This is a genomic window from Ruegeria sp. D1(2025) (assembly GCF_056536425.1).
In genome coordinates, this window is the sequence record NZ_JBQFPO010000003.1 from 293,772 (window position 1) to 318,205 (window position 24,434).

Annotated in this window: 25 protein-coding genes and 1 tRNA gene; 12 read left to right on the top strand and 14 right to left on the bottom strand. The window is 54.3% G+C overall.

The window, feature by feature from the left end:
- Positions 1-17: 17 nt before the first annotated feature.
- The 3 genes from dmdD to ACR1XU_RS10855 are packed head-to-tail and all read left to right on the top strand — an operon-like array spanning position 18 to position 3,562.
- Positions 18-830, top strand: coding sequence for a methylthioacryloyl-CoA hydratase (gene dmdD, locus ACR1XU_RS10845; RefSeq protein WP_480906684.1), 813 nt, complete (start codon positions 18-20; stop codon positions 828-830).
- A gap of 13 nt (positions 831-843) precedes the next feature.
- Positions 844-2,457, top strand: a complete 1,614-nt coding sequence (locus ACR1XU_RS10850; RefSeq protein WP_480906681.1) for an AMP-binding protein — start codon at positions 844-846, stop codon at positions 2,455-2,457.
- Position 2,458: 1 nt separating this feature from the next.
- Positions 2,459-3,562 (top strand): dimethylsulfoniopropionate demethylase, encoded by a 1,104-nt coding sequence (locus tag ACR1XU_RS10855; RefSeq protein ID WP_480906678.1) that lies wholly within the window; start codon positions 2,459-2,461, stop codon positions 3,560-3,562.
- Positions 3,563-3,664: 102 nt separating this feature from the next.
- On the opposite strand, the gene ACR1XU_RS10860 is transcribed toward ACR1XU_RS10855, so the two are convergent.
- The 8 genes from ACR1XU_RS10860 to ACR1XU_RS10895 form a co-directional block, all read right to left on the bottom strand.
- Entirely contained in the window at positions 3,665-4,288 is a 624-nt protein-coding gene (locus tag ACR1XU_RS10860; protein WP_480906675.1) for a hypothetical protein, read from the bottom strand.
- A gap of 173 nt (positions 4,289-4,461) precedes the next feature.
- Complete coding sequence (locus ACR1XU_RS10865; protein ID WP_170612584.1) at positions 4,462-4,761, bottom strand: hypothetical protein; 300 nt, start codon at positions 4,759-4,761, stop codon at positions 4,462-4,464.
- A 413-nt stretch (positions 4,762-5,174) separates the two neighbouring features.
- The gene (locus ACR1XU_RS10870) at positions 5,175-5,930 is read right to left on the bottom strand and encodes an ABC transporter ATP-binding protein (RefSeq protein WP_170680279.1); all 756 of its coding nucleotides are present in this window, start codon (positions 5,928-5,930) and stop codon (positions 5,175-5,177) included.
- Positions 5,931-5,939: 9 nt separating this feature from the next.
- The gene (locus ACR1XU_RS10875) at positions 5,940-6,698 is read right to left on the bottom strand and encodes an ABC transporter ATP-binding protein (RefSeq protein ID WP_480813382.1); all 759 of its coding nucleotides are present in this window, start codon (positions 6,696-6,698) and stop codon (positions 5,940-5,942) included.
- Between the two features lie 10 nt (positions 6,699-6,708).
- Complete coding sequence (locus ACR1XU_RS10880) at positions 6,709-7,914, bottom strand: branched-chain amino acid ABC transporter permease (protein ID WP_170680281.1); 1,206 nt, start codon at positions 7,912-7,914, stop codon at positions 6,709-6,711.
- 3 nt (positions 7,915-7,917) lie between these two features.
- Positions 7,918-8,949, bottom strand: a complete 1,032-nt coding sequence (locus ACR1XU_RS10885) for a branched-chain amino acid ABC transporter permease (RefSeq protein ID WP_170680283.1) — start codon at positions 8,947-8,949, stop codon at positions 7,918-7,920.
- Between the two features lie 103 nt (positions 8,950-9,052).
- Positions 9,053-10,399, bottom strand: coding sequence for a substrate-binding protein (locus ACR1XU_RS10890; protein ID WP_170612573.1), 1,347 nt, complete (start codon positions 10,397-10,399; stop codon positions 9,053-9,055).
- A gap of 532 nt (positions 10,400-10,931) precedes the next feature.
- Complete coding sequence (locus ACR1XU_RS10895; protein WP_480915605.1) at positions 10,932-11,267, bottom strand: hypothetical protein; 336 nt, start codon at positions 11,265-11,267, stop codon at positions 10,932-10,934.
- Between the two features lie 184 nt (positions 11,268-11,451).
- On the opposite strand from ACR1XU_RS10895, the gene ACR1XU_RS10900 reads away from it, so the two are divergent.
- The 5 genes from ACR1XU_RS10900 (at position 11,452) to ACR1XU_RS10920 (ending at position 15,085) form a co-directional block, all read left to right on the top strand.
- A complete protein-coding gene (locus ACR1XU_RS10900) occupies positions 11,452-12,129 on the top strand; it encodes a hypothetical protein (RefSeq protein ID WP_480915606.1) in 678 nt (225 codons plus the stop codon).
- A 52-nt stretch (positions 12,130-12,181) separates the two neighbouring features.
- Positions 12,182-12,517 carry a hypothetical protein gene (locus ACR1XU_RS10905; protein ID WP_480906669.1) on the top strand — a complete coding sequence of 112 codons (336 nt, stop codon included), beginning with the start codon at positions 12,182-12,184 and terminating at the stop codon, positions 12,515-12,517.
- Between the two features lie 133 nt (positions 12,518-12,650).
- Complete coding sequence (locus ACR1XU_RS10910; RefSeq protein ID WP_480906666.1) at positions 12,651-12,977, top strand: hypothetical protein; 327 nt, start codon at positions 12,651-12,653, stop codon at positions 12,975-12,977.
- 459 nt (positions 12,978-13,436) lie between these two features.
- Complete coding sequence (locus tag ACR1XU_RS10915) at positions 13,437-13,835, top strand: plasmid mobilization protein (RefSeq protein WP_480906663.1); 399 nt, start codon at positions 13,437-13,439, stop codon at positions 13,833-13,835.
- Complete coding sequence (locus ACR1XU_RS10920; RefSeq protein ID WP_480906660.1) at positions 13,832-15,085, top strand: hypothetical protein; 1,254 nt, start codon at positions 13,832-13,834, stop codon at positions 15,083-15,085. The genes ACR1XU_RS10915 and ACR1XU_RS10920 overlap by 4 nt, the downstream gene beginning before the upstream one ends.
- 98 nt (positions 15,086-15,183) lie before the next feature.
- Here the strand turns inward: ACR1XU_RS10920 and ACR1XU_RS10925 are convergent, their stop codons facing one another.
- The 4 genes from ACR1XU_RS10925 to ACR1XU_RS10940 all read right to left on the bottom strand — a co-directional run bounded on the left by ACR1XU_RS10925 (position 15,184) and on the right by ACR1XU_RS10940 (position 18,715).
- The gene (locus ACR1XU_RS10925; protein WP_480906657.1) at positions 15,184-15,654 is read right to left on the bottom strand and encodes a hypothetical protein; all 471 of its coding nucleotides are present in this window, start codon (positions 15,652-15,654) and stop codon (positions 15,184-15,186) included.
- Positions 15,655-15,733: 79 nt separating this feature from the next.
- Positions 15,734-16,885 (bottom strand): hypothetical protein, encoded by a 1,152-nt coding sequence (locus ACR1XU_RS10930; RefSeq protein ID WP_480906655.1) that lies wholly within the window; start codon positions 16,883-16,885, stop codon positions 15,734-15,736.
- A 120-nt stretch (positions 16,886-17,005) separates the two neighbouring features.
- Positions 17,006-17,737, bottom strand: coding sequence for an HNH endonuclease (locus ACR1XU_RS10935; RefSeq protein ID WP_480906652.1), 732 nt, complete (start codon positions 17,735-17,737; stop codon positions 17,006-17,008).
- A 396-nt stretch (positions 17,738-18,133) separates the two neighbouring features.
- Positions 18,134-18,715, bottom strand: a complete 582-nt coding sequence (locus ACR1XU_RS10940; protein WP_480906649.1) for a hypothetical protein — start codon at positions 18,713-18,715, stop codon at positions 18,134-18,136.
- A 695-nt stretch (positions 18,716-19,410) separates the two neighbouring features.
- Here ACR1XU_RS10940 and ACR1XU_RS10945 point away from each other — a divergent pair.
- Complete coding sequence (locus ACR1XU_RS10945) at positions 19,411-19,983, top strand: recombinase family protein (RefSeq protein WP_480906646.1); 573 nt, start codon at positions 19,411-19,413, stop codon at positions 19,981-19,983.
- Between the two features lie 4 nt (positions 19,984-19,987).
- On the opposite strand, the gene ACR1XU_RS10950 is transcribed toward ACR1XU_RS10945, so the two are convergent.
- On the bottom strand, positions 19,988-20,473 hold the full coding sequence (locus ACR1XU_RS10950; protein WP_480906644.1) for a hypothetical protein: 486 nt from the start codon (positions 20,471-20,473) through the stop codon (positions 19,988-19,990).
- A gap of 313 nt (positions 20,474-20,786) precedes the next feature.
- Between ACR1XU_RS10950 and ACR1XU_RS10955 the strand changes: the two genes are divergently transcribed.
- Positions 20,787-21,929 (top strand): tyrosine-type recombinase/integrase, encoded by a 1,143-nt coding sequence (locus ACR1XU_RS10955; RefSeq protein ID WP_480906641.1) that lies wholly within the window; start codon positions 20,787-20,789, stop codon positions 21,927-21,929.
- Between the two features lie 10 nt (positions 21,930-21,939).
- On the opposite strand, the gene ACR1XU_RS10960 is transcribed toward ACR1XU_RS10955, so the two are convergent.
- A tRNA-Lys gene (locus ACR1XU_RS10960) sits at positions 21,940-22,015 on the bottom strand.
- Positions 22,016-22,224: 209 nt separating this feature from the next.
- Between ACR1XU_RS10960 and dapF the strand changes: the two genes are divergently transcribed.
- Both dapF and mtaB read left to right on the top strand, forming a co-directional pair.
- The gene (gene dapF / locus ACR1XU_RS10965) at positions 22,225-23,067 is read left to right on the top strand and encodes a diaminopimelate epimerase (RefSeq protein ID WP_480906638.1); all 843 of its coding nucleotides are present in this window, start codon (positions 22,225-22,227) and stop codon (positions 23,065-23,067) included.
- A complete protein-coding gene (mtaB, locus tag ACR1XU_RS10970; RefSeq protein ID WP_480906635.1) occupies positions 23,064-24,320 on the top strand; it encodes a tRNA (N(6)-L-threonylcarbamoyladenosine(37)-C(2))-methylthiotransferase MtaB in 1,257 nt (418 codons plus the stop codon). The genes dapF and mtaB overlap by 4 nt, the downstream gene beginning before the upstream one ends.
- Positions 24,321-24,434: the final 114 nt, after the last annotated feature.

The following is a 24,434-nucleotide window of genomic DNA, read 5'->3' on the forward strand; positions in this document are numbered from 1 at the left end:
TGGATAGGATCTGACCCATGAATGACGTCGTGAACCCCGACACATATGAGAACCTTGCGATTTCCGAGCGTGAGAACGGTCTGTACGTCGTGACCCTGAACCGTCCCTCTAAGCGCAACGCACTGGATGTGGCCACGATCGAGGAACTGATCCGCTTTTTCAGCGGCGCGCGTATGGCCGGTGTCAGAGCTGTGGTTCTGGCCGGCGAAGGAAACCACTTCTGCGCGGGCCTTGATCTGGTCGAGCATTGGAAGGCCGACCGCAGCCCGGATGACTTCATGCATGTCTGTCTGCGCTGGCATGAAGCGTTCAACAAGATGGAATATGGTGGTGTGCCGATCATCGCCGCGCTGAAGGGCGCGGTAGTGGGCGGAGGACTGGAACTGGCCAGCGCGGCGCATATCCGTGTGATCGACCCCGGCACCTATTTTGCCTTGCCTGAAGGCCAGCGTGGGATTTTTACTGGGGGCGGGGCAACCATCAGGGTTTCGGATATGATCGGCAAATACCGCATGATCGACATGATCCTGACCGGCCGTGTCTATCAGGGGCAAGAGGCCGTCGATCTGGGGTTGGCGCAATACATAACCGAAGAAGGCGGCAGCATGGCCAAGGCGATGGAGCTGGCGGGACAAATTGCGCAGAACCTGCCTTTGACCAATTTTGCAATCTGCTCGGCAATCAGCCACCTGAACAACATGTCCGGCATGGACGCGGCGTATGCAGAAGCTGTGGTGGGCGGAGTGGTCAATACCCAGCCCGCCGCCCGCGAACGGCTGGAAGCCTTCGCCAACAAGACCGCCGCTCGCGTGCGGCCTAACAGCTGTTAAAGGCGGTACCGGGATGCGTCACCATTTCGAAGCTCTTCAGAAGACACGGGCCAACCATGTGCGTCTGTCGCCGTTGTCTTTTCTGCACCGCGCGGAAAACCTGCATGGAGCCCGCACGGCGGTAATCTATGGCGACATCCGGCGAAGTTGGGCTGAGACCACCACCCGCGTTCGCGCGGTGGCCGGTGGGTTGGCGGCACTTGGTGTGCAGAAAGGTGATACGGTTTCGGTGCTCAGCCCGAACATCCCAGAGCTGTTCGAGTTGCACTTTGCCGTACCGCTGACAGGCGGAGTGCTCAACACTCTGAATACACGGTTGGAGCCGGAAACCATCGCCTACATCCTGGATCACGCGGACACGAAACTGGCGATCGTGGACCGGGAGCTTGTGCCGCTTCTGTCCCAAGCGTTTGATCTGCTTGGTCGGACCTTGCCGGTGGTCGAGATCGTCGATCCCGCTGCAGCAGGCCAAAGCCTTGGTGGCCAGACCTATGAGGCGCTGACCAACGCCGCCCCTTTGCCGATGGACCTGCCCGAAGATGAGTGGGATGCGATCGCGCTGAACTACACCTCAGGCACGTCCGGGCGCCCCAAGGGCGTCGTCTATCACCACCGCGGAGCTTATCTGATGGCGCTTGGCACCGGGACAGCGTGGCAGATGCCGCCCTATCCGGTCTATCTGTCGGTGGTGCCGATGTTCCACTGCAACGGTTGGGGGCACCCCTGGTTGATGGCCATGCTTGGGGCGACGGTTGTATTCACACGCGTTCCGGCAGCAGACCGTATTCTGGATGCGATCCGCACCCATGGTGTGACCCATTTTGGTGCGGCGCCCATTGTGTTGCAGATGCTGGCCGAAGCCGAAAGCGGTGCGGCCCCCTTTGATCCCGCGATCCGCGTATTGACGGCCGGAGCACCGCCACCGCCGTCGGTGCTGGAAAAGACGCGATCCATGGGATTTGACGTCATGCAGGTCTATGGCCTGACCGAAACCTACGGACATATTTCACAGTGTCTCTGGCAGGATGAGTGGGACGATCTTAGCCCCGCAGAACAGGCCGAGTTACAGGCGCAGCAGGGCGTTGCCTTTCCTATGGTCGAAGACGTTTCTGTTTTCGACCGCACCAGCGGCACGCCGGTCTCGCGCGATGGGTCCACCCAGGGCGAGATTGCTATCCGGGGCAACACGGTCATGGCGGGGTATTACAAGGATGCCGAGGCCACCGCCAAAGCCTTCGAAGACGGATGGTTCTGGTCTGGTGACGGTGCGGTCGTGCACGAAAACGGCTATATACAGATCCGCGACCGCCTGAAGGACGTGATTATCTCGGGCGGAGAAAACATCTCATCCGTCGAGGTCGAAGCGGTGCTTTATCGTCACGACGCCGTGCAGGCCGCGGCCGTGGTTGCGATGCCGCACGAGAAATGGGGCGAAGTCCCCTGCGCGTTTGTCGAATTGCGTGAAGGCGCCAGGGCAACATCTGACGAGATCATTGCGTTCTGCCGAGATCACCTTGCCGGGTTCAAGGCCCCCAAGGTTGTTGTATTCGAAACCCTTCCCAAAACCTCCACCGGAAAGATCCAGAAGTTCCAGCTTCGGGATCGTATCAAATCAATGGACCTTTGATATGCGTCTGCTGTCCCAATCCCGCCGCCTGCGCCAAACGCCCTTTTCCGAAGGGGTCGAAGACAAGGGCGTCACCGCCTACACCGTCTACAACCGGATGCTGTTGCCCACGGTGTTTGAGAGCGTCGAGGCCGACTACCGGCACCTGAAATCTCATGTGCAAGTTTGGGATGTGTCCTGTGAACGGCAGATCGAGTTGAACGGTCCGGATGCTGGCCGGCTGATGCGTCGGCTGACCCCCCGCAACCTGGAGAAGATGCAGGAAGACCAGTGCTATTACGTGCCGATCGTTGATGAGAATGGCGGCATGTTGAACGACCCGGTGGCGATCAAGCACAGCGAGGATCGCTGGTGGATTTCCATTGCGGACAGCGACCTGCTTTTGTGGGTCAAGGGGCTGGCTGTGGGTGCGGGCATGGACGTGCAGGTGTTCGAGCCCGACGTTTCACCCCTGGCCGTTCAGGGGCCAAAGTCGGATGACCTGATGGCGCGGGTCTTTGGAGACGAGGTGCGTGACATCCGCTTTTTCCGCTACAAGCGGCTGGCCTTTCAGAACACGTCCTTTGTGGTGGCGCGATCCGGGTATTCCAAACAAGGCGGTTACGAGATCTATGTTGAGAATGGTGCCTATGGGATGCCACTGTGGAACGCCTTGTTCGAGGCAGGCGAAGATCTGAATGTGCGCCCCGGCTGTCCGAACCTGATCGAACGGATCGAAGGCGGCCTGCTGAGCTATGGCAACGACATGACAATGGAGAACTCGCCATTGGAATGCGGATTGGGCAAATTCTGCAATCCGTCAGAGGGTAGCGACCATATCGGCAGGGACGCGCTATCGCGAGAGGCCGCCGCAGGTCCGGCGCGGCAAATTCGCGCGATTTCCATCCCCGGTGATCCGGTGCCGCCGGCCCGGTCGGCCTGGCCGCTGTACAAAGACGGAAAGCGGGTTGGGCAGGTCACGTCTGCCGCCTGGTCGCCTGACTTCGAAACAAATGTTGCAATTGGCATGGTCGATGCCAGCCACTGGGACGCCGGGACGGTGCTTGCGGTTCAAACTCCCACCGGGGATCGGCGGGCCGAGGTGCAGAAGGCGTTCTGGGGATAGCCAAATCTCTTCCCGACTTTGGCAAGAACAGGCGGATTCAACATTGTGCTTGGGGGGAGCGGCCCTTTGATAGTATGTCAAATTGCCCAAGTCGTTCCGGCGTCAGTTGATGCCGATCCCGATGTCAAAGGCAACCGGTTGTGCGCCCGCGTTCACAACTTCAATGATATGGTCGCCCGACTGCCAAAGCTGACCCTGATACGGCGTCTCCGAAGGAATCAAGTCCAACAGAAAAGTGCCGTCGGGATTGAAGATCCTGTAGTCCAGAGCGCCACCATGTGATCCGACATCCACGTTCAAAAATTGCCCGTCGTTTGCCCCCAGGATGTAACGTACGGACGTGCCGGCCTGAAGTGTGGCGCTTAGGGTCGTGCCACTTGTGCCGGTATCAAACTTGACGACCTGATCCCCTGAAACTGTCGGCGCAGTGTCAGAGGCACCATCCAATGCGCCGCCTCCATCATCAGCAGTGTCAGTGTTTTCACCCACGCGTCGTAAATCGGCGACTTCGGGTCCGGACCAAACGATGCACTCATACTCGACACCGGTGCCATCACGAAGCCGGACCATGATGGCGGCTTCGCTGAATTCCTGGCCAAGGACCTCACCGCCTACATTGCCAAAGCGGGTTATCAATTCATCGATGCAAGCGTTCGCCTCATCAGAGATGTCGGAAAACGCGGGCATGGGGAAAAGCGCAAGCGCCCAAAAGAACTTCTTAAACATCACAATTCCCTTCTGTTTGGCGGACAGGTTGTCCCGACGCGTTCACGCGGCGAAGCGTGTCGCACCTGCGAGGCCGCAAAAGCGCTCGCTTCGTCTTTCCGGGGTTGGAAAGCCAAGAGCACGGTCTCATGCGGCTAGACCGAGCCTCGAAGTTGCGACAGTCACGCAAACGTTCAAAGCGCGCCTTCGTCGCTGAGCGATTCAATACCCGCCGTTGCACCATCGCTGTAAGCGATACAATTCCATGGTGCCTGATCCGGACCCACGCCAACTTTTACCAGGGTTCCGGCCTCGCTGAACTCGGACGAAAGCACAACAACTTGCGTGTTGTTGGTTGCGGCGGCCACGTCGCGCAAACAGGCTTGTTGCGCAGGAGTGACTTCGGTGGACCCGCTTGTGCCACTGGTCTCGTCACACGCAGAAAGCGCCAAAGTCGTTGCGCCCAGCAAAGTAAATATGCTGAATCTTGTCATTGAAAATTTCCTTCCGTAGCTCTGCAAAAAACCCAGGATGCGGGCTCAACAAGTGAAAAAAACTTATTCAAAACTGTCAATGCGTTGATCTTGGCTGAGCAAGGCCCGTGCACAAAATATGCAGCAGCGCCCGCATAACAGACGGTCCGCGTACCAAAACCGTGATAAGAAACAGCATAAACAGACCCGGTTTTCGTAACGAGAACCAGGTTTCAGTGTCGCCTAAACTGATCAGGTCTGCGCACGAACCAACGATGACACGCCCCCGACAGCCTGTCTTTCAGCCATCGCTGTTGTCGCGTTGATACCAGTCTGCCGAGGAAACCAGAACAGTCCGGACCAGGGATCGAGAGCTTTCGAGAAATCCCGCTCGTAGTCCGAAAATTGCGCTTGCCTTCAAGCTCGAGGCAAATTTAGATCGCCAGATACTCTTCACGAAGATTGGTGTCTTCAAGCACCTCTTTGGCGGTGCCGTCGAATACGATGGTTCCCGTATCCAGGATAATGGCCCGGTCCGCCAATTCCAAAGCACGAACTGCGTTCTGCTCGACAATGATCGTAGTCATTCCCTGCTGCTTGACGTGGATCAGCGTTTTTTCGATTTCGTCGACGATGACCGGGGCCAAACCTTCATAAGGTTCGTCCAGAAGCAGGACCTTGATGTCTCTGGCCAAGGCTCTGGCGATGGACAACATTTGCTGTTCACCGCCCGACAAGGTTATTCCCTCTTGTTTCCGGCGCTCGCCCAGTCGTGGGAACAACTCGTAAAGCCGGTCCAGTGACCAGCCGATTGGCGGCGCAATCTGCGCAAGCTGCAGGTTTTCCTCGACAGTCAGGCCTGGGATGATTCTTCTGTCTTCAGGCACCAGACCAAGGCCAGCCGCCGCGGCTTCGTAACTTGTCATTTTGTGGAGCGGTTGATGGTCCAGCCAGATTTCGCCATGCCGCACTTCCGGCTCGCCCACTCTGGCAATGGAACGGAGTGTCGAAGTTTTTCCTGCACCGTTGCGCCCGAGCAGGGCAAGAATCTCGCCTTCGTGCACGTTGAAGCTGACGCCCTGCACGATATAGCTTTCTCCGTAGTAGGAGTGCATGTCCCACACCGAGAGAAACGCAGGCGCAGTGCTGGCCAAATTGGCGTTTTTTGAAAAGTCAGGTTTCTCGTTCATAGCTTTTCCTTACGCAGCAGTCTCGCCCAAATAGGCCTCGCGGACCTTGGGATTACCGCGGATGTTTTCCGGAGTGTCTTCAACAAGGGGCGTGCCCTGCGCCAGCACTGTGATGCGCTCGGCCAGGCTAAAAACCACGTGCATATCGTGTTCGATGATGGCGATGGTGATGTCGCGCTCGTCCTTGATTTGCTTCAGCAGATCAATCGTGTTGTTGGTATCGGCCCGCGCCATGCCCGCCGTCGGTTCGTCCAAGAGCAACAGTCGGGGATTCTGGCTAAGGCACATGCCGATCTCCAACCGCCGTTTGTCGCCACGCGACAGTGCGGCAGCGTGCATCTCGCGCTTGTCGGCCATGTTCATCTCTTCCAGCATCGCCTCGGCCTGTTCGACTATGGCCTTTTCGTTGGCAATGGTCTCATAGGCGTGCATCCGGAACGCGCCGTCCCGCATTGCAAAGATCGGGATCAGCATGTTTTCCATCACCGTCAGTTCGCCGAAAATCTCCGGCGTCTGAAACACGCGGCTGATGCCCATCTGGTTGATCTGGAAGGGTTCAAGCCCCAGCACCGAGTTATTGTCGAACAGCACCGAACCAGTGTCCGGCATCAGTTTGCCCACCAGACAGTTCAGCAGGGTCGACTTGCCCGCCCCGTTGGGTCCGATGATTGCGTGAACCGTGTTCTCCTCGACATTGAGGTTCACATCCGTCAGCGCCTTGAGGCCACCGAAGCGTTTGCTGACATCTTTGACTCTTAGAATTGCCATGGTCCGCCCCTTACTCCGCCGGTTCCGTTTTGCCCGACGGCGCATCGTCGGTACCCGATTTCTTGCGCTTCAAGCGGTTCAGCAATCGTTGACCGCCTTCGACAAGGCCACCCGGCAGGTAGATCACCACCAGCATGAACAGGATGCCCAGCGTCAGGTGCCAGCCTTTGCCGATGAACGGGTGGATCAGGAACACCACCGCGTCCTCCAGCCCGTCGGGAAGGAAGGCGAACCAGCTATGCAGGACGTTGTCGTTGATCTTCGAGAAGATGTTCTCGAAATACTTGATGAATCCAGCGCCCAGAACCGGACCAATCAAGGTGCCGGTGCCGCCAAGAATGGTCATCAGAACAACCTCGCCCGAGGCGGTCCATTGCATCCGCTCGGCCCCTGCCAGCGGGTCCATTGCCGCCATCAGACCGCCGGCCAGGCCGGCATACATACCCGAAATGACAAAGGCCGCCAGGGTGTAGGGTTTGGAGTTCAGGCCGGTATAGTTCATCCGCTGCTGGTTCGATTTCACCGCGCGCAGCATCATTCCAAAAGGTGAGCGGAAAATGCGGATCGAAAGATAGAACACAACCATCATGACTATCGCGCAAAGGTAATAACCCGCGTTGAAGTCAAAGCTCCACGCTCCGACATCCATCGTGTAGGTCGCGCGCATCGGCAGGCCGAACAGGTGTGGCAGATCCGGCGAATTGGCCCCCTGCAGAATTTGGGGATCGTCGGCATAGACCTGCAGACCGGTTTCCCCGTTTGTCAGGTTGAATTTGGGGTTCGACAGCACCGAATAGGCCAGCGCAAAACTCATCTGTGCAAAGGCCAGCGTCAGGATCGAGAAATAGATGCCGGACCGGCGCAAGCTGACAAACCCGATCAGCAGCGAGAATAGCCCTGCCACCACAACGCTGAGCGCGATAGCCGGGATGATGTTGTAACTCAGCAGCTTGAACATCCACACGGCCGAATACGACCCCACGCCCAAAAAGGCCGCGTGACCGAAGGACAGGTATCCGGTCAGACCGAACAGGATGTTGAACCCGATGGCAAAGATGCCAAAGATAACAAAGCGCTGCATCAGGTCCGGATAGCCCGCGTTGAACTGCGCCATGGCGCTGCCTTCCGGGAACGGGTTCAGGATGAAGGGGGCCAGCAGGGTAAGAAGGCCGACGATGATCAGAAGGCTGGTGTCTTTCTTGTTCAGTCCCAACATCGATTATTCCTCCATCACGCCTTTGCGTCCCATCAACCCGCGCGGGCGTGTCAGCAGCACGATAATGGCAACAAGGTAGATGATGATTTGGTTGATTCCGGGGATTGTTGTGGTGGCCCAGGTCGTTGAGGCAAAGCTTTCAAGAATGCCCAGCAGAAAGCCAGCCAGCACCGCTCCGGGCAGCGAACCCATGCCGCCGACAACAACCACAACAAAGCTGAGGACCAGAAAGTCCATCCCCATGTGATAATTTGGCGGGTTGAGCGGCCCGTACATTACACCGGCCAGGCCAGCCACAGCGGCCGCGATGCCGAACATGATGGTAAAGCGGCGGTCGATATTGATACCCAGCAAGCCCACCGTCTCGCGGTCGGCCATTCCGGCGCGGACAACCATGCCAAAGGTCGTGAACTGCAGGAACGAGAAGACGGCACCGATGATGGCGACGGCAAATCCGAAGTAAACCAGGCGCCAGATCGGATAAATGATCGCGTTGGGATCGAAGCCGATCATTGTGCCAAGGTCGACAGAGCCGCTGAGTGCGTCGGGCGGCGGCGTCTGGATCGGGTTGGCGCCGAAGAAATACTTCACGATTTCCTGCAACACGATCGCCAAACCAAAGGTGACAAGGATCTGGTCCGCGTGGGGGCGCTTGTAGAAATGCTTGATCAGCCCGCGCTCCATCACATAGCCGACGAACAGCATGATCGGGATCGCGAACAGGATGGCCAGCGGAACAGACCAGTCGATGATCGTCGCGCCGAACTCGGGACCAAACCAGGCCTCGACATAGGGTGTTTCGACCTTCAGCGGGTTGCCCAGAAAGTCGGTTTGGGTTTCGTCGATGGTCACGAAGCTCAGGTTCATGAGCTTTTGCAGGGTTACGGCACAGAACGCACCGATCATGAACAGAGCCCCGTGGGCAAAGTTCACAACGCCCAGCGTTCCGAAAATAAGGGTCAGTCCCAAGGCAATCAGTGCATAGGCCGAGCCTTTGTCCAGACCGTTCAGGATTTGCAGTAGGATGGCGTCCATTGGCCCACCTCAGGCTTGGTCAGTGTGGAGTGTGGAGCGACAGGATCAGCCCTGCCGCGAATGTCTGGCCGCCGATGGGGCGGCCAGACTCAGACACAGGGACTTACGCGCCCGGGTTGCATTCTCCCAGCGCGCCACCGGCGAACATCGGATGCTCCGGATCGTACTCGACCTGCGCACGCGGCGTGATCTCGACGATTTCCAGCGTGTCGTAGGCGTTGGTCGGGTTCTCGTTGCCGCGAACGACCAGCACGTCCTTGAAGCACTGATGGTCGGCGCCGCGATACCAGGTTGGACCGTTGCCCAGACCGTCGAACTCGAAGTCTTCCAGAGCTTCAACAACACCGCACGGATTGAAGGTACCCGCACGCTCGCAGGCATCTGCATAGAGCAGCACCTGCGCATAGCAGGTCTGTGCCGAGTTGGACGGCGGTTTGCCGTACTTTTCGCCAAAGGACTTCACGAAGGCCTTGGTGCCTTCATCCTGCAGCTGCCAGTTCCAGTTCATCGAACCCAGCACGCCTTTGATGTTCTCGCCCGCACCGGCGGCCATCAGCTCCGAATACAGCGGCACGACGATCTTGAAGTCCTTGCCGTTGGCCACCTTGTCCAGCAAGCCGAACTGGATCGCATTGGTGAGCGAGTTCACCATGTTGCCGCCGTAGTGGTTCAGGACCAGAACGTCTGCGCCCGAGTTCAGAACCGGCGTGATGTAGGACGAGAAGTCCGTTGACGCGAGTGGTGTCTTGACCGTGTTGACCGTTTCCCATCCCAAGGCTTCGGTCGATGCGACGATCGACTCTTCCTGGGTCCAGCCCCAGTTGTAGTCGGCCGTCAGGTGGTAGGCGCGGCGTTCCTTGCCCATTTCCGCTGCCAGCACGGGGGCAAGTGCTGCGCCCGACATGTATGCGTTGAAGAAATGGCGGAAACCGTTGGCTTTCTTGTCCTTGCCTGTCGTGTCGTTGGCGTGGGTCAGACCCGCCATGAAAATCACGCCTGCCTCTTGGCACAGACCCTGAACGGCAACGGCCACGCCCGAGGACGAACCACCGTTGATCATGATCGCGCCGTCTTTTTCGATCATCGACTTTGCCGATGCGCGTGCGGCGTCTGACTTGGTCTGCGTGTCGCCGGTGACGAACTCGACCTTCTTGCCCAGGATGCCGTTCCCTTTCAGCGCCTTGGACGTAAAGGTGTTCAGGCAGCCGCCATCACCCTCACCGTTCAGATGCTCGACCGCCAGCTGTTGCGCCAGCAGTTCGTCATTGCCTTCCTCGGCATAAGGCCCGGTTTGTGGGACATTGAAGCCCAAGGTGACGGATGACCCCGTCGGTTCGTTGGTAAAAGCAGCAGCCGACGAAGCCGTGAAGATCGTAGGCAGGGCCAGACCGGTACCTGCAACGGCACCAGACTTCAGCACGCCGCGGCGTGTGACAGATTTGTTGGTCATTAATTCCTCCCATTTCCCTTTCTTTCGCCGTCTGGCTCCTCTTCCAGCAGACGAAAGCGCACTTATGTGCATTTCAATAATGGAAAGCGGGTGGAAAATTTCACAATAAATAACTGGATTTGAAACAAAATTTTGTAAACTAATTTACGAAAAATTGGCGATCTTGAAAAGTTCTGGAAATTCCCTATTGCACTAACCAGGAACTTCAGATGTTTAGATGTGAAGTCCCGCGGAGACAGCCGTTAGATGCAGACTCTTATAAATTCAGTGCGCCATTACTGAGGGAGTATACCGAATGAACCGATGTCATCATGGCTGAATTCTGAGAGAGGTGCTGGCACACCCCCGCCGGATGATGACAAAAACTTAGGGTCAATCGAAGAAGATCGGTATCACACAGCCTTCAAATTCGAGGCGGACTATCTGGTTCGGATGCCGTTCAAATCGAAAGGAAAGCTAGGCACTACGAGTTCGGTGTTTGGGAAACAGCGCTTGATCAAGACCAAAGGCGTGAACTTTCGGAAGCTGACTTTCACGACACGGAGCGACCGGGTTTCAACTTCACCTCAGCCATCTGCGTGCAGGCCTGATTTTGAAAAAGTGGTGAGCCGTGCAGGAATCTACCTACCTTTGATTTTAAAGACTTTTTTTTGGCGAACCCGCCAGAATGGTTCGTTGATTCTAATACAGAATTCCCAGGACTGACGAACTTTTCGGCAACCGAAAGTGGCTCGATTTCGTTCACCCAAAGCGTAGTGTGGCCTGTTGTTCTGGGAACACTTGCATGCCCTGAATTGACCATTCTCACCCGGCTCTGGTCTTCGGCTTCCATTACGTGTTTGAGTGATGGACCGCGAACCAGATTCATCTTGCGGTTTGCCCCGAGGAGGTTCCTTCGATGGAAACGCAGGGAAGTTGAAAAAGTCGATTTACGGACACCCCTCTATAATAAGGAACGCGCGTTTCATTGTTCGTATCACCCATGTTTGGATACCCAACAATTAGGGAATGATCTACGAGGCTTTCGCCACACGGACTGTTCGCAGTCGACAGTGAAAAGGACATCCAATTTACCAACGAAAACTCAGGGTCACTTCATCTCGGCCGCCTATGTCGGATTTGTGAATGGGTATCCGCTAAACGCAATATTGACTGTAAATTGGTCAAAGCTCCTTGAGAATTCGGACAACGCATGGTCAAACATGCACCCTTATGAGCGAGCAAAGTCTCTGGTCGAAAGAATCAGAAAATTCTTGACCAGAGCAAAACGTAAATGCCCGGTTGCATACATTTGGGTTAGAGAAGCCACAACCGAGGCAGGCGAGCATTTTCACCTGGCTTTACATCTACCAACTGAACACCACAGAAACTTTATTTGCTTCCTCGGACGGTCGTTGGGAGAGCATGCCGCAAAGCACCGAAGGCCACTCAAAGAACGCTCGAAAGGCGAAATTGCATGTAGCACGGGCGGTGAATGGCACCTCGGGGTTGAAGTACCGGGCACTGCGGCAGAATTCAGCGGCTACTGGCTCGCTGCCTACCTTGCAAAAGCCGAACCTTCGCAGAGACGGTTTCGTGGGAAAGTTGTGGAAAACATTTATAAAATGGAACGCGGGAAGACTTTTGGAGGTCGTATCAAAGGAGACAAATATGATGCTCCACAAGGAGTTATTGAAGGCAATTCGTACCGAAAGGGTCGCTATTCGATCTCCAAAAGCCTAAGGCCTTGAAAGACCCACTAAATACCAAAAAGCAACCTCTACGAATATCAAAGGGAAAAATATGCACCCCGAAGTCCAAGAGACGATTCACGAAGCTGAAAACCAGATCCAAAAATTAGTTTCGCTAGTAGCAATGATGGTTAAGAGCGACGAGCCCAACGATTATGTGCCCAAGATTGCTGAAGCCTTGGAGAACTTGGATGCCAGCCTTCTTGCGTTACAGAGTTTGCTTGATGGACAGATGGCATCGCAGCTCTCACCATCTGATCGCAAGAAAATCCACGCTGCAATTCGAAAGCTGATCATCGCAATGGGGAAAATCACGCTGACTAGTATCGAAAAGCTATGCCGCCAGATCGAAGAAAACGCCCAACCAACAGCAGGTATGACCAGATGACTTGCTCAGCCGCCTTCGGGCGGCTGAATTGGACTTCTAAACGTCACTTTTACAAGGTCGACCTAAATTCCTAGTCATGGCCAACAAAGAATATAGTAATCCGCACATCAGATACACTGTCATGAGAAATGCCTTGGCTCAGCTCAAAGCAAGCAAACAAGCCGTACGCAAAATTAGGGCCGCGAACATCGAACTCGGAAATCACCCTTTGAGCCGAAACAAGGGCGAGCAGGTAGCCAGCGAGTATTTCAAGAAAAACAGCGATAGCTGGATCCGAGCTGTTGGCTGGCTCGTAGGGCAAAGCTATGCAACCAGCAGGTTCTTCTACCTCAAAGAGCTGCCAGCACAAATCGAAGCGGAGAAGGCCGCGGCCGTTGATGACGAGGGCGGCAATTGTATCAATGTTGATGAAATCATTCGTCGCGAGCTGGCTGAAGTCGAACCCAGCCTGTCCATTTAGGGCACCTACTAAGTGGCAGTGAGATATCCATTTTTGCTCGTTGTTGCACAACATAGGTGAGTAGAAAGACAACGCTTGCAGCGACTGTCGTATTGCTGCGTCGAAACCCGGCATTGGAACCTACCGCACCTGAGGTAGAAACTTTTTCAGTTCAAACATATCAACCAAGCAAGGTTCAACATCATCGCAAATGTGTTCATTTGCCCAGCTCTCGCACAGCCGCCGCATAGATTTCCAGCAAAGTTCATTTCTGTTTCCTGCCTCGAAGGGACCACTTCTCGCGGAGAAATTTGCATTTTCGTTGATCAATGCAACTTAAGAAGAAATGCCCAAAGCGGGGGATGGTAGCAAATTAGCAAGTGGGACGGGTTGACCCTTGCGGACCACCAGACACTTGTAAAGGAGAGGCTACGCCTCCCCCTTCACCCCCTCCCTAAGGGTCCAAAAAAGGAGACTTTTATGCACCCTGTGACCCCTACGGGACTGACCGGTCGACAGCCAGCACGACCGCATCACTTCAAAATGCGACTCACTCCAGAACAAGCCGCGAAACTAAAAAGCTGGGCGCACGAAAACGAGATTTCGCAGGCTGATTACGTTCGGTTTATGATCTATGGCCGTACAACCTACGCTCCACCAAATGCTAGTAAGTTGGAGGCTATTTGTCGCCAGCTTGCCGGGATCGGTGCGAACCTGAATCAGTGCCAGAAGACAATCAACGAAGCTCGCAGTTCTGGCACTCTAAATGCTGAGCAATTCGACGCCATGTACAATGCGATTGTCGAAGGTCGCCGCCTTTGGCTTGAGCCAATGGGCGAGCTGCGCGACGAATTGAAGAAAATCAGGCCGGTCGAGTGATTATCAAAAGCAAAGGCATAGCTTCGGGCGATGGCCCCCGCATCACGAGCTACGCTGTTGCACAGGCCGACAACGAGGGCGTTGACGTTCTTCAAAACGAGAACGAGCTGCTCCTAATCAGTGACGAATTTGCTAGTGCCAAAGGTCGAAAAAATGGGTTGCTTCACATCACGATTTCGCCCGATCAAGAGCTGACATCCTGCGAGTTGCACCAGGCTATCGAGGCGATCAACGCCGAGTTTCAGTTTAATCCAAATGACTCCCAAACGCTGGCCCGCCATCTGAGCCGACGAGCTGACGGCACCCTGCAAGATCATTACCACTTGATCCGACCAGCTCAAGACAGCGAAACAGGCCGCACGTACAAGCTGTTTCGCAGCAAAGCAAAAGACGAGGCCGTAAGCCGCCTGTGCGAACTGAAATTCGGACATCAGCTTATTAGTGGCGCGAACAACTCGTTCGCAGAAATGAGACTCAGAGAGCAAGGTCACGACCGGCTCGCTGACAGGCTGGCCGAGGCTTTCAGCGATCTGGAAACGCCCAGAGCGGCTTTTTCTTCGCACGATCACCAAGCTGCAAAACGACAGGGCTTCGATTTGCCGGGCTTGCGTCAGAGCTTGAAAGAGCTCGCGGACCTCAATCGTTCAGAACAGCCCCGCGCACTGGCTGAGCTGATTAACGGTATGGGACTAGAGCTGCAAGACGCTGTTGTGAAAGGTCGAGGTCGCAGCCGAATTAACATCGAACTAGCGAACGGCCTAAAGCCGCACAACGTAAACAGGACGTTGAAAATTAGGGCGGAAAACGTCGCATCATTCGTCAACAAAACCAAGGAGATTTTACATGACATCAGACTCGAAAAGACAGCCGAACCCAGATCAGACCTTGCGGGATTTACTGTCGCAGATCATCCAAGGTCAGTGCGAAATTCAAGCCAGCAATCGGGAAATGATCTTGCGCATGAATACACTTCTGAAGATTTTCCATTCTATTACAAAGAGTTAATCGCAGAAAGCCAGGAATTGGTAGCAGCCGCAGAAGACCTGAGCTTAGAAGCCACCAAGCTCACGAATAGCAACTCAGTTTCGCTAAACAGCACAGTTCTTGAGCCGAACCCTGACATCAATGACCCAAACTTGATGCGCAAGCTGGCCATGATCTTAAAACGACAGCTTGAGAATACGGCCGCCCTTGTCAGAAAGCTCCAAGGCGGTGGTAGGCCTGCCTCATTTGCGCCAAAGGTCTATTGAGTTTGTAAACCTAGACGCCTGGCTTATCTCAGATGTCCATTGTAGCGAAACAGCGATTGAGGATTATTGACTTCGATGGATCAAGGAAAGTTGAAAATCTAGGAGTTGGTGATGTAGCGAGCGTAGTCGCCCAATTCTGCCGCAAGTACATTGAAGTACTTCTCACGTGCAGTGACATACTGGTCAAAGTCCTGCCTGAACTCTCCATAGAACAACATCCACTCATCAGTCTCTGGAACTGGAGGGTTGCCTACATCGTAGTATTTTCGTAGCGCGGCAATGGCTTCAATGTAATCTGCGATTTCGCTTGATGTTTCAGGCAATGAGCGGCTAACCGCCTCCATCGAGCGTATATACGACTGGGCGGCGGTAGCGTATTCTCGCCCAGCCTCTGGCAGTGCCTGGCCAGCCAAAACTACATCAATTTTAGCAAGCTGACTCTCGAAGGCTTCTTGCGCAGCAACGACCGCAGTCCATTGATTACGAAGTTGCTGTTCGTGTGCTGAGCGGAACTCCCAAAAGCCTGTGAGAAGCTGAGTGAAGATGGTCAGGAATGCACCGATCAACATACCCAGAACCTGGAAGCGAACCAAACCCCACCCGACCTTGCGGCCAAGAGCAATCCAGTCCTCTCGAGAGTTCGGTAAGTTAATCACCTTCAACCTCAACTGTTACATTCGTTCGCGCGCCCGTGTTCTCGTGAGCCTCTCTCAAAAGGCTACAGGTGCGCTGGAATTCGTCTTCCGCTGTCGACAGCAACTTTAGCATACTCTCAGTTAGTCTGCCTACTTCTTGACTACACACGTCGTCTACAAGGGCCGAACGGCTGTTTTCGACCACTACTGATGTGTCCTGGGCAAACGCTGCGGCGTCAAATCCAACGGACACCATTACGGATAACACGACACCAATTACCAAAGGCACAACGGAGCGGTCGAAGACCGCTAAGAACCCCGGCGAGTTAATGTCGATCTTTACCTGAAGATCATCATGCTCGAGTTGTTCAAAGGCGGCCTGCACCAGGCTTAGTAGTTGTGCGTCCTCCCCATTGGTTTCAAGCCTGTCGACATTCTCAGCGACCATTGTGACTAAGGCATTCAACACATTTCCGTCAAATGAGGTAAAGTCGCGCTTAGTTGTCATAATTCGGGAAACGAACCGATCATCCAAAACGAAGTCGTCGTAACCCAGTTCAAAAATCCGCTGCTTAACAACGGGTGTCCGGATTTCGGCTAGACCGGTTGGAACCTTGGCTAGGTCTATTACTGATCTCGGCAGATCAGCCATTTTTACCATCTTGTGATAGCCAAATCGGCGCCCATCAAACTCAAAACCTTCGAAACGCCGAGTTCCGGGTATCTTTACAGTGTCATTTTCTAATGGCAGCAATTCGGCAATTATTGCATCGCCAAAGTAGGAAGGGTTGGGGATGACCAAAATATCCCCGCCTTTCAAATCGCCAAAGTACGAGCGAACAATACCATCAATTTGGGCATGCCCAGGCCGCTTGTTGGCCGCATGATAGTCGTTCACACTTTCAGATGGCCTTTCTCCCCGTGAATCTCGGGATCGCCGCAGCCAGCTACTAAACGCCCTTGCACGCTTAATTTTCGCTTCAACATTGGGGTCCCCATCAATGCCATTCCGCAAGTCGAGACCAAGCATCGGGAGGTCCGGCCCAATCGCATTGTAGTTTAGCACCTGTTGAAATAAGTGCCCCTGCTTACCTGCACGTGCAAGAAAAACGCGGGCGTCATTGGAAATAACCTTTGTGTTCAAATCTACTCTAAAGCGAGTCAAATGGGCTCTCCGATATTCAAACTTTTTGTTGCTGTTTAGCGTCTAAAATTTTGAAAAGCCATCACTATCACGCAACTAAGAGAGGATTTTAAGCTGCATCTTTCCCGCACCTTTGAGTATTCACAATTTTTGTATGCTGAGCGCTGCCCGGAGTTCATCCACAGACCACCAAGGGCGCGCTGCGTGGATCATACGGTGGCAGTTGGCACAAAGAAGCACCAGATCGGTCAATTTGGTCTTCTCGCCCGCCACGAGCTCCGACACAGGCTTTGTGTGGTGGCATTCAATGAACCCGTCACCCCTGTCGCCGTAAACCGCCCGGAAGTCAAACCTACAGGCCTCGCAACAGAGGTGTCCGTTCTTCTTAAGGTATGATGCCTTCTTACGTTTGACGATGGCAGAGTTGCGCTCCCGAACCCGATGCACCCGAGTCAGCAGTTGTCCTTCGCGCGCTTCAATCTGATCGTCGCTCGGCAAAATGGGCGTGTCGTCACTAGAAGCCGCTTGGCTCACAGAAAGGATTGTCGACACCACCTTTTTCAAGCCAGTAGGATTGCCCGCAAACTCCTTCCAAACAACTTCCTCCAGCTTGTTGCCTCGACTCAGTCCTTTCGTGTCATGGTTTGGGTCATGCGCTCGAAAATTCAACAGTTTCATCGAAACACCATTGGCGTTCCGTAGGGTATCAGCCCCAGATAAGCCAAGCGCTTTGGCGACTTGACTGATCTTAGCGGTCAAATCGAGAACGCCTTCCCCGGTTGGAGAAAAGTAGTCATCGGCGTTTTCGAGGTAGAAGTCGAGCGCAAGCAGCAACTCGTCGCGTGTCCAAGGGGGATTTCGTGTTTCGGCCATTCTGAGACACTAACAGCGTAACCCTTTGGCCTACCAGAGGCTTTTGTCCTCTCCCGGCCATCTGGTATCCTGGAGAAGCGCATTAAGGTTAGTATCTGGATGGCCGATCAACGCGAACGCCTCAGCTTCAGCGTTTGCAATTACCGCACCGGTTGGTGGGTCGGCGGTGTAGTTATCGGAAGCGATGCAACATGCCCAAATCATGGATGTTATGATTGATGTAGCTAAGTTAATGCTTCGTGAATTTCCGATTGAATATACTCCAAGTTGACGTTCAAAACACGTCAGAGGCTCCCAATACCAGCCGAGCATGCATCATCGCTGGCAAACAAGCGTAAACGCCTGCTGTTCCAGGAAAGAGGTAAAACATTTTTGCAACTCGACGCAGCTGCGGTCCTACTTCTTTGCGCGGGAAGGTTTGCGTTTTGACTTTAGCGGTTCTTCCTCAGGGACAATTAAGTTTCCATCGTCGTCTATGTCGTCCAAATCAAAGACATTAATCTCATTTGCCCTAATCATTAATGCTTGCCATTTACGTTCTTGTACCTTTCCCGCCAGATAGGCACGCTTCACAACGTGATAAGGATTGTAGAACAACGCAAAAGACAATTCACCAACTGGGCCAACCTGCAATTCAATGAAGCCCAATTCCGCCAAACGATGCACCCGATCTTTCCAGGTCCTGAGCGCACGTTGACCATCAAAACCGGCGTAGAAAGCCATTTCTTCCGGCCGATTCAAAGTAAGAAACTGCTCCTCGCGCAGCCTTGACCACATTTCAAAGTAGGTTCGGCTGACAGGGTGCCCTTTACCTGACATGTCGTCCATGATGCTCATGAGCAACGGCATAAGCCTGGGAACTGCAACCCAGCCCTCATTGTCCATATTCCAAAGCATTGGTTCTTCTAGTTTCGGCCAGAGTTTTGCTCTGGCTTCTAGTTGCCGTTTTAAGATGCTTCGGTGCGCTCGCTTTACCACGTTCATTCTCCTGGTTAATAACGGGGGCGGTTTTGGAGACCGCCCCCTTCGCTAATGGCCTCACTAGTGACCTCGACTTGCACAAGCTTCCAAATGGTCAACTGGGATTGGACCCTCGGCTGCATTCGTGGCCTTCGCGATGAACCCACTATGGCTCAAGGGATCACAAAAGTCGAATGCCAAGTTGCGCCAAATTTCACCTGGGATAAACACGTAGATGGTCAATTTAAAAAATAAGTGAACACGTTGTCTGTCAGACTCAGATGTTGAGTTGGAATTTATTTGCCAAACAATCTTTTCTAACCTTATATATTTGTTGCAAGAAATTATGTCCCATGGGTGTCGAGGTGTCGGGTATTTGGTCTCGTGGTGTCGAGGTATCGGGTAAGGGGAGTTCGAGGGGGCATCCTGCAAATTCACTGTTTCTAAAAGAGGGAAATGGGCAGCCAGCTTCCGGGTGATTTCCGCAATTTGTCACGAAGTCATTGGGGTCATCCAAGATCCGAGAAACATGCGGTCCGTACCAGCGAACGAAGTGCCTTCTACGCTACTTCCTCTTTTGGGTAGGGTTAAACGCGAACGTCGCCAGCCCAAGCAACATTAGATTCGATTTTCGCATTTGGGTTCAATTTTAATCTGAGACCAACCTTTCGCGTTTATCTTAGAACCCAACCGCGAATGGAAAATATAACAAGATGGCAAAGCTAGGGTACAAACGAGTTTCGACAGATGAACAGAACACTGACAGGCAGGAGTTGCCGACAGATATCCACGCGGACGACATCTATGAAGAAAATTCTAGCGGTAAGTCCCGGAGTGGTCGACCAGAACTCGCCGCACTGCTGAAACGTACACGAACAGGGGATGAGGTTTTTGTGTGGTCAATCGACCGGTTGGCTAGATCGCTAAAAGACCTTACCGACATTGTAGACGAGATTTCAAACCGCGGGGCCTCTATTCACTTCATGAAAGAAGGCCTTACGTTTAGCACCGCAGAAGCTGACATAACTGGGCGACTAATGCTCCAAGTTCTTGGAGCCATAGCTGAATTTGAAAGAGCTCTCATCTTGCAACGGCAGCGCGAGGGCATTGAGAAAGCCAAGAAAGCGGGCCGCTACCGTGGCCGACCGCCAGCGGACAACCGGGCAGAGATTCAACATCTTTTGAATAGCGGTCTCAAACCCATTCAGGTCGCCAAGCTAGCGAAAATTCATCTCTCCACAGTGTATCGAATTAAGGCCCAGCTCAGCAATGAACCGACATGCTGAACGATTAAGCGGTGTTACCTTTTTCGGGCCGCTCTATCGACACTGACTTTTGCGATTTCGACATCTCTGTGATTACAGACGCTAGAAATTCCACGCCAGCAAACGTTAAACTCAGGTTCTTTTCGCGCGCATCGCTACCGGGCTTCTTTACTACCCAGCCCAAACCAGACCTACCCGAAGGTCCTTCGCCTAATATCTCACAGTGTCGCCTTGCGGTTCCGTGACCAATGCCCAGTGCATCTGCGACATCCCGTATTTTTGGCTGTTGATCTGCCTTGGTTGCAGCACGTCTAGCAACAAAGAGAAATGTTCTGAGAGTGCCCACTGTCAGATCGGGCCTCTCTCGCCGACATGCTGACAGAAATGTCTCCAACTCATCCCAAGTAAGACTGTCGTTGCTCAAAAAATCAGTCACATCCTTGGGAAGGTCTCCCAGAAACTCTGGAAAAAAGAAAAAAAACATAAATTCAGCACCTTGCCACAAAAACATCTTGATTATCGCGCATACGTTCTATAATAATGCCATTCCGAAGTCAACGAAGATTGGACCGAATGATGCAACATCTCACGCCACACCCAAAAATATGACGAAACCGGCGCCCGCCAGGGTGCGCAAGTTCGAATTATTTTTTGCTGAGGCAGGGGAAAGAGATGAAACGAGTCTCAACATTTAAACAAAGCGACATGACAAAGGTTCTCAAGTCATATCGCGATGCGGGCCTTCCTACGCCCATTATTGTTATCGAGCCAAACAAGCTCACAGTGACGCCATCGTGCGCTGAGCCCGAAGAGGAGGCCAACCCATGGGACTAAAAAAGAACCATAAGATGGCCTCAAAAGTCCAAAAAGAGTTTCCTGGTGCTAGCGCCTACAGGGACCGACATGGGGTTCGTCGCTGGCGATACCGGAAAGGCAGCTTTTCGACTGAGCTAGGCACGAAGTACGGAAGCCCGGAGTTTGTGAGGCGCTACGAGGAAGCGTTACTTGGCCTGAAATCTCCAGCCGGTGAAACGCGCAGAAAAGCACTTAAGGGTACGGTCGCAGGCCTAGTGGATTCATGGTACGAGAGCTTAGAATTTCTCAGTCTCGCAAAGAGCACGCAAAGAGTTTATCGAGGCGTGTTAGACCCTTTCCGGACTAAGCACGGCACCAAACCGGTCGCCAAAATGAGGCTTAGGCATGTAAACGCAATTTTGGCTGAGAAGGCTGAAACGCCGAGCGCAGCCAGCAACCTTCGAAAGCGCCTAGCTCAACTGTTTGATCACGCAGTTGCGATTGAATTGCGCGAAGACAATCCCGTTCGCGCGACTAAAGCAAAAAAAATTTCCACTCGCGGATTCCATACGTGGAGTGAGAGCGAGATTGCAAAATTCTTTGAGTGCCACGAACCTGGAACTCTTGCTCATACCACAGTGACCTTGATGTTGCACACTGGGGCCGCAAGAGTGGATGCAGTTCAGCTTGGCCCGTTCAACATCAAAGAAAGTAGGCTGACCTACTATCGGCAAAAGACAGCAGGCCAAGGTGGCGTTGAAGTGACCATGCCATTGCACCCTGACCTAGCAAAAGTGTTGAAAAAGTTGCCGAAGGACAGGCCTTTCTTAGCTACCCGAAAAGGTTCAGTTCGATCATCAGATTCCTTGGGCAACATGATGAGGCAGTGGTGCGACAAAGCCGGATTGCCCGAATGTACAGCACATGGCCTACGTAAAGCATGCGCACGGCGACTTGCTGAAGCTGGAGCTACCACCCACGAAATCATGTCTGTCACAGGACACAAAACTTTGTCCTTGGTTGAGCTGTACACAAAAGAAGCAGAGCGTAAAGCGATGGCCGATTCAGCTGTCAGCAAACTTGCTTCGAGCTCAAATGAAGAACAAAACATGGTGAACCTTGACGCTAGGTTCGCCAAACAACCTCACAACCCATTGAAGGGAAGGGAATAATTATGAAAAGTGGTGAGCCGTGCAGGATTCGAACCTGCGACCCACTGATTAAAAGTCAGTTGCTCTACCAACTGAGCTAACGGCCCACTCTTTTTTGGATCTCGTCGATCCGTGGCGCTCTTTAAGGCAAGTTCCCGGTTGGGTTCAAGACCTTTTTTGCACCTCGTTCCGCTTGAAAAATCAGTGTTTCAGGCGACCCGATAGGCGGCCTAATTAGGCAGGTGGCGCAGGGGGGTCAACCCCTTTTTTCACGAATCTTCCTGTCAGGCTGGATTCATGTCCTGCGCAGGGTTATATGCGCGCCATGCAGCTGAGACTCGATACCGGATTGCCCTTCATGAAGATGCACGGGCTGGGAAATGACTTCGTCATTCTCGACGCACGTGCGGCGTCGGTGGAGATGACGCCCGCCCTGGCGCGGGGAATCGGGCATCGTCAGATGGGTGTGGGTTTCGACCAGCTTGCCGTCATTCAGCAAGGCGAAGAAGACGCGCATCTGGTGTTTTACAATGCAGATGGGTCGACGTCTGCGGCTTGCGGGAATGCCACCCGCTGCATTGCCCGGTTTCTGATGGAGGAGACCGGAAAATCCAACCTGACCCTGACAACCGAACGCGGTACGCTTGTTGCGCGAGATGTGGGCGGCGGGCTGACTGCAGTGAACATGGGGCCTCCGCAATTGGACTGGCATGAGATTCCGCTCGCAGAAGAGGTCGATACGCTGGAACTGCCGATCGAGGGCAGCCCGAGCGCCACCGGTATGGGCAACCCGCATTGCACCTTCTTTGTCGAGGACGCCGAGGCGGTTCCCCTGACGGAGTTCGGCGCGCGATACGAGCATCACCCCCTTTACCCCGAACGCACCAATGTACAGGTGGTGCAGGTCATCGGACCGGATCACCTGCGTATGCGCGTGTGGGAGCGTGGCGTGGGTATCACTTTGGCTTCGGGCTCTTCTTCTTGCGCGACGGCCGTTTCAGCCGCGCGCCGGGGCCTTACGGGGCGCAAGGTTCAGATCGAACTGGACGGCGGAACAATCTGGATCGACTGGCGCGAGGATGGCGTCTGGATGACCGGGCCGACCTGCCACGTCTTCTCGGGTACGTTGACGCCTGAATTCCTGAGGGCGCTGGGATGAAACCGCCCAAATTCACCACGCTGGGCTGCCGCCTGAACGCCTATGAAACCGAGGCGATGAAAGAACTGTCGCGGGAGGCGGGACTGACAGATGCTGTTGTCGTGAACACATGTGCTGTCACGGCCGAGGCGGTGCGCAAGGCCCGGCAGGAAATCCGCAAGCTTCGGCGGGAAAACCCCAATGCGCGTCTGATTGTCACCGGTTGTGCGGCCCAGACCGAGCCCGAGACATTTGCCAGTATGGACGAGGTCGACGCGGTGATCGGGAATACCGAAAAAATGCAGCCCGCGACATGGAAAAGCATGGCTGCCGACTTCATCGGCGAGACCGAATCCGTGCAGGTCGACGACATCATGTCCGTGACCGAAACCGCGGGGCACCTGATCGACGGGTTCGGCACGCGCTCGCGCGCATATGTGCAGGTCCAGAATGGCTGTGACCATCGGTGCACCTTCTGCATCATCCCTTATGGCCGTGGCAATTCGCGTAGCGTGCCAGCCGGCGTTGTAGTCGATCAGATCAAGCGGCTGGTGGAGCGGGGGTATAACGAAGTTGTCTTGACGGGTGTTGACCTGACCTCGTGGGGGGCAGACCTGCCGGCGCAGCCCAAGCTGGGCGATCTGGTGATGCGCATCCTGAAGCTGGTACCGGACCTGCCGCGCCTGCGGATCAGTTCGATTGATTCCATCGAGGTGGATGAAAACCTGATGCAAGCGATCGCGACCGAGCCACGCCTGATGCCACATCTGCACCTGTCGTTGCAGCATGGCGACGATCTGATTCTCAAACGCATGAAACGCCGCCACCTGCGCGATGATGCAATTCGCTTCACGGAAGAGGCCCGCAAACTGCGCCCCGATATGACTTTTGGCGCCGATATAATCGCGGGTTTCCCAACCGAATCCGAAGCGCATTTCGAGAACTCGCTGAAGCTGGTCAAAGATTGCGACCTGACCTGGCTGCACGTCTTCCCGTATTCCAAACGCGATGGCACGCCGGCGGCCCATATACCGCAGCAGATCAACGGCAATGTCATCAAAGACCGCGCCGCCCGTTTACGCGCGGCAGGAGCGGTTCAGGTCTCCAAACACCTGACCGCCCAGATCGGCAGAACCCATCACATCCTGATGGAGAACCCGAACATGGGCCGGACCGAGCAGTTCACCGAAGTGACGTTTTCCACACCGCAAACCGAAGGCAAGATCGTGACCGCCACCATTAGGGGCAACACGGACACTCAACTGACAGCCTGATCCGCTTTTCATCTGGCCAGAAATATCCCGGGGTTGAATTGGCCGCAGGCCAAGAAGGGGCTGGCCCCTTCCCTCCGATCACAACAAAAAACCCCCGCTGCCAATGGCGCGGGG

Coding starts and splice junctions, on each gene's coding strand:
- ACR1XU_RS10875 (WP_480813382.1), bottom strand. CDS start 6,698: ATGGCAATTCTAAGAGTCAAAGATGTCAGCAAACGCTTCGGTGGCCTC.
- ACR1XU_RS10855 (WP_480906678.1), top strand. CDS start 2,459: ATGCGTCTGCTGTCCCAATCCCGCCGCCTGCGCCAAACGCCCTTTTCC.
- dapF (WP_480906638.1), top strand. CDS start 22,225: ATGCGCGCCATGCAGCTGAGACTCGATACCGGATTGCCCTTCATGAAG.
- ACR1XU_RS10905 (WP_480906669.1), top strand. CDS start 12,182: ATGCACCCCGAAGTCCAAGAGACGATTCACGAAGCTGAAAACCAGATC.
- ACR1XU_RS10950 (WP_480906644.1), bottom strand. CDS start 20,473: ATGTTTTTGTGGCAAGGTGCTGAATTTATGTTTTTTTTCTTTTTTCCA.
- ACR1XU_RS10935 (WP_480906652.1), bottom strand. CDS start 17,737: ATGGCCGAAACACGAAATCCCCCTTGGACACGCGACGAGTTGCTGCTT.
- mtaB (WP_480906635.1), top strand. CDS start 23,064: ATGAAACCGCCCAAATTCACCACGCTGGGCTGCCGCCTGAACGCCTAT.
- ACR1XU_RS10860 (WP_480906675.1), bottom strand. CDS start 4,288: ATGTTTAAGAAGTTCTTTTGGGCGCTTGCGCTTTTCCCCATGCCCGCG.
- ACR1XU_RS10885 (WP_170680283.1), bottom strand. CDS start 8,949: ATGGACGCCATCCTACTGCAAATCCTGAACGGTCTGGACAAAGGCTCG.
- dmdD (WP_480906684.1), top strand. CDS start 18: ATGAATGACGTCGTGAACCCCGACACATATGAGAACCTTGCGATTTCC.
- ACR1XU_RS10850 (WP_480906681.1), top strand. CDS start 844: ATGCGTCACCATTTCGAAGCTCTTCAGAAGACACGGGCCAACCATGTG.
- ACR1XU_RS10925 (WP_480906657.1), bottom strand. CDS start 15,654: ATGTTGATCGGTGCATTCCTGACCATCTTCACTCAGCTTCTCACAGGC.
- ACR1XU_RS10915 (WP_480906663.1), top strand. CDS start 13,437: ATGCACCCTGTGACCCCTACGGGACTGACCGGTCGACAGCCAGCACGA.
- ACR1XU_RS10955 (WP_480906641.1), top strand. CDS start 20,787: ATGGGACTAAAAAAGAACCATAAGATGGCCTCAAAAGTCCAAAAAGAG.
- ACR1XU_RS10895 (WP_480915605.1), bottom strand. CDS start 11,267: ATGAATCTGGTTCGCGGTCCATCACTCAAACACGTAATGGAAGCCGAA.
- ACR1XU_RS10870 (WP_170680279.1), bottom strand. CDS start 5,930: ATGAACGAGAAACCTGACTTTTCAAAAAACGCCAATTTGGCCAGCACT.
- ACR1XU_RS10880 (WP_170680281.1), bottom strand. CDS start 7,914: ATGTTGGGACTGAACAAGAAAGACACCAGCCTTCTGATCATCGTCGGC.
- ACR1XU_RS10945 (WP_480906646.1), top strand. CDS start 19,411: ATGGCAAAGCTAGGGTACAAACGAGTTTCGACAGATGAACAGAACACT.
- ACR1XU_RS10890 (WP_170612573.1), bottom strand. CDS start 10,399: ATGACCAACAAATCTGTCACACGCCGCGGCGTGCTGAAGTCTGGTGCC.
- ACR1XU_RS10865 (WP_170612584.1), bottom strand. CDS start 4,761: ATGACAAGATTCAGCATATTTACTTTGCTGGGCGCAACGACTTTGGCG.